Genomic DNA, 3,252 nt, shown 5'->3' with positions numbered 1-3,252 from the left:
CCTGGCAGTTCCCTACTCTCGCATGGGGAGGCCCCACACTACCATCGGCGCTACGGCGTTTCACTTCTGAGTTCGGCATGGGGTCAGGTGGGACCGCCGCGCTAAGGCCGCCAGGCAAATTCTGTCTTCCGCGCCGCCCGCAGGCCGCGCAGAATTATCCGGTACAGGCTGAAAATCTTCGCGTCTCGCAAAACGCCTCTGGCGTTGTAAGGTTAAGCCTCACGGGTCATTAGTACCGGTTAGCTCAACGCATCGCTGCGCTTACACACCCGGCCTATCAACGTCGTCGTCTTCAACGTCCCTTCAGGACCCTCAAGGGGTCAGGGAAAACTCATCTCGGGGCAAGTTTCGTGCTTAGATGCTTTCAGCACTTATCTCTTCCGCACTTAGCTACCGGGCAGTGCCATTGGCATGACAACCCGAACACCAGCGGTGCGTTCACTCCGGTCCTCTCGTACTAGGAGCAACCCCCCTCAGTTTTCCAGCGCCCACGGCAGATAGGGACCGAACTGTCTCACGACGTTCTAAACCCAGCTCGCGTACCACTTTAAACGGCGAACAGCCGTACCCTTGGGACCTACTTCAGCCCCAGGATGTGATGAGCCGACATCGAGGTGCCAAACACCGCCGTCGATATGAACTCTTGGGCGGTATCAGCCTGTTATCCCCGGAGTACCTTTTATCCGTTGAGCGATGGCCCTTCCATTCAGAACCACCGGATCACTATGACCTGCTTTCGCACCTGCTCGAGCCGTCACTCTCGCAGTCAAGCTGGCTTATGCCATTGCACTAACCTCCTGATGTCCGACCAGGATTAGCCAACCTTCGTGCTCCTCCGTTACGCTTTGGGAGGAGACCGCCCCAGTCAAACTACCCACCAGACACTGTCCGCAGCCCGGATGACGGGCCTACGTTAGAACACCAGCCATTAAAGGGTGGTATTTCAAGGACGGCTCCACGCAGACTGGCGTCCACGCTTCGAAGCCTCCCACCTATCCTACACATCAAGGACCAGTGTTCAGTGTCAAGCTGTAGTAAAGGTTCACGGGGTCTTTCCGTCTTGCCGCGGGTACACTGCATCTTCACAGCGATTTCAATTTCACTGAGTCTCGGGTGGAGACAGCCTGGCCATCATTACGCCATTCGTGCAGGTCGGAACTTACCCGACAAGGAATTTCGCTACCTTAGGACCGTTATAGTTACGGCCGCCGTTTACCGGGGCTTCGATCAAGAGCTTCTCCTTGCGGATAACCCCATCAATTAACCTTCCGGCACCGGGCAGGCGTCACACCGTATACGTCCACTTTCGTGTTTGCACAGTGCTGTGTTTTTAATAAACAGTTGCAGCCAGCTGGTATCTTCGACTGGCCTCGGCTCCGGGAGCAAGTCCCCTCACCTACGCGCCAGCGTGCCTTCTCCCGAAGTTACGGCACCATTTTGCCTAGTTCCTTCACCCGAGTTCTCTCAAGCGCCTTGGTATTCTCTACCTGACCACCTGTGTCGGTTTGGGGTACGATTTCGTGTTGCCTGGAGCTTAGAGGCTTTTCCTGGAAGCAGGGCATTTGTTGCTTCAGCACCGTAGTGCCTCGTCGTCACGCCTCAGCCTTGAGCATCCGGATTTGCCTGGATGCTCAGCCTACACGCTTAAACCGGGACAACCGTCGCCCGGCCAACATAGCCTTCTCCGTCCCCCCTTCGCAGCAACACCAAGTACAGGAATATTAACCTGTTTCCCATCGACTACGCCTTTCGGCCTCGCCTTAGGGGTCGACTCACCCTGCCCCGATTAACGTTGGACAGGAACCCTTGGTCTTCCGGCGAGCGGGCTTTTCACCCGCTTTATCGTTACTTATGTCAGCATTCGCACTTCTGATACCTCCAGCATGCCTCACAGCACACCTTCAACGGCTTACAGAACGCTCCCCTACCCAACAACGCTTGCGCGTCGCTGCCGCAGCTTCGGTGCATGGTTTAGCCCCGTTACATCTTCCGCGCAGGCCGACTCGACCAGTGAGCTATTACGCTTTCTTTAAATGATGGCTGCTTCTAAGCCAACATCCTGGCTGTCTGGGCCTTCCCACATCGTTTCCCACTTAACCATGACTTTGGGACCTTAGCTGGCGGTCTGGGTTGTTTCCCTCTTCACGACGGACGTTAGCACCCGCCGTGTGTCTCCCGTGATAACATTCTCCGGTATTCGCAGTTTGCATCGGGTTGGTAAGCCGGGATGGCCCCCTAGCCGAAACAGTGCTCTACCCCCGGAGATGAGTTCACGAGGCGCTACCTAAATAGCTTTCGGGGAGAACCAGCTATCTCCCGGTTTGATTGGCCTTTCACCCCCAGCCACAGGTCATCCGCTAATTTTTCAACATTAGTCGGTTCGGTCCTCCAGTTAGTGTTACCCAACCTTCAACCTGCCCATGGCTAGATCACCGGGTTTCGGGTCTATACCCTGCAACTTAACGCCCAGTTAAGACTCGGTTTCCCTGCGGCTCCCCTATACGGTTAACCTTGCTACAGAATATAAGTCGCTGACCCATTATACAAAAGGTACGCAGTCACCCCACAAAGAGGCTCCCACTGCTTGTACGTACACGGTTTCAGGTTCTGTTTCACTCCCCTCGCCGGGGTTCTTTTCGCCTTTCCCTCACGGTACTGGTTCACTATCGGTCAGTCAGGAGTATTTAGCCTTGGAGGATGGTCCCCCCATATTCAGACAGGATACCACGTGTCCCGCCCTACTCATCGAGCTCACAGCCTGTGTGCTTTCGTGTACGGGAGTATCACCCTGTACCCTGCGCCTTTCCAGACGCTTCCACTAGCACACAAGCTGATTCAGGCTCTGGGCTGCTCCCCGTTCGCTCGCCGCTACTGGGGGAATCTCGGTTGATTTCTTTTCCTCGGGGTACTTAGATGTTTCAGTTCCCCCGGTTCGCCTCGCAACACTATGTATTCATGTTGCGATAGTGTGACGAATCACACTGGGTTTCCCCATTCGGACATCGCCGGCTGTAGCGGTTCATATCACCTTGCCGGCGCTTTTCGCAGATTAGCACGTCCTTCATCGCCTCTGACTGCCAGGGCATCCACCGTGTACGCTTAGTCGCTTAACCTCACAACCCACAGGCGTCTTGCGACGTCGCGGATGTGATTATTGAGAGACTCGAACGCGTTGCCTTTATTCCTTGTTACGGAGGAATAACGCAATGCGTCGTTTCAATTTTCAGCTTGTTCCGGATTGTTAAAGAGCAA

At 55.2% G+C, this 3,252-nt stretch carries 2 rRNA genes; both read right to left on the bottom strand.

The features are described 5' to 3' along the window. Window positions 1-115: ribosomal RNA gene (rrf, locus tag HA46_RS20560) — 5S ribosomal RNA — on the bottom strand; the annotation flags it as partial. 93 nt (window positions 116-208) lie between these two features. Further along, a 23S ribosomal RNA gene (locus HA46_RS20555) occupies window positions 209-3,113 on the bottom strand. Window positions 3,114-3,252: the final 139 nt, after the last annotated feature.

The sequence above is a fragment of the Pantoea septica genome (genome assembly GCF_002095575.1).
GTDB lineage: Bacteria > Pseudomonadota > Gammaproteobacteria > Enterobacterales > Enterobacteriaceae > Pantoea > Pantoea septica.
This window is presented reverse-complemented; position numbering and strand designations above follow the sequence as displayed.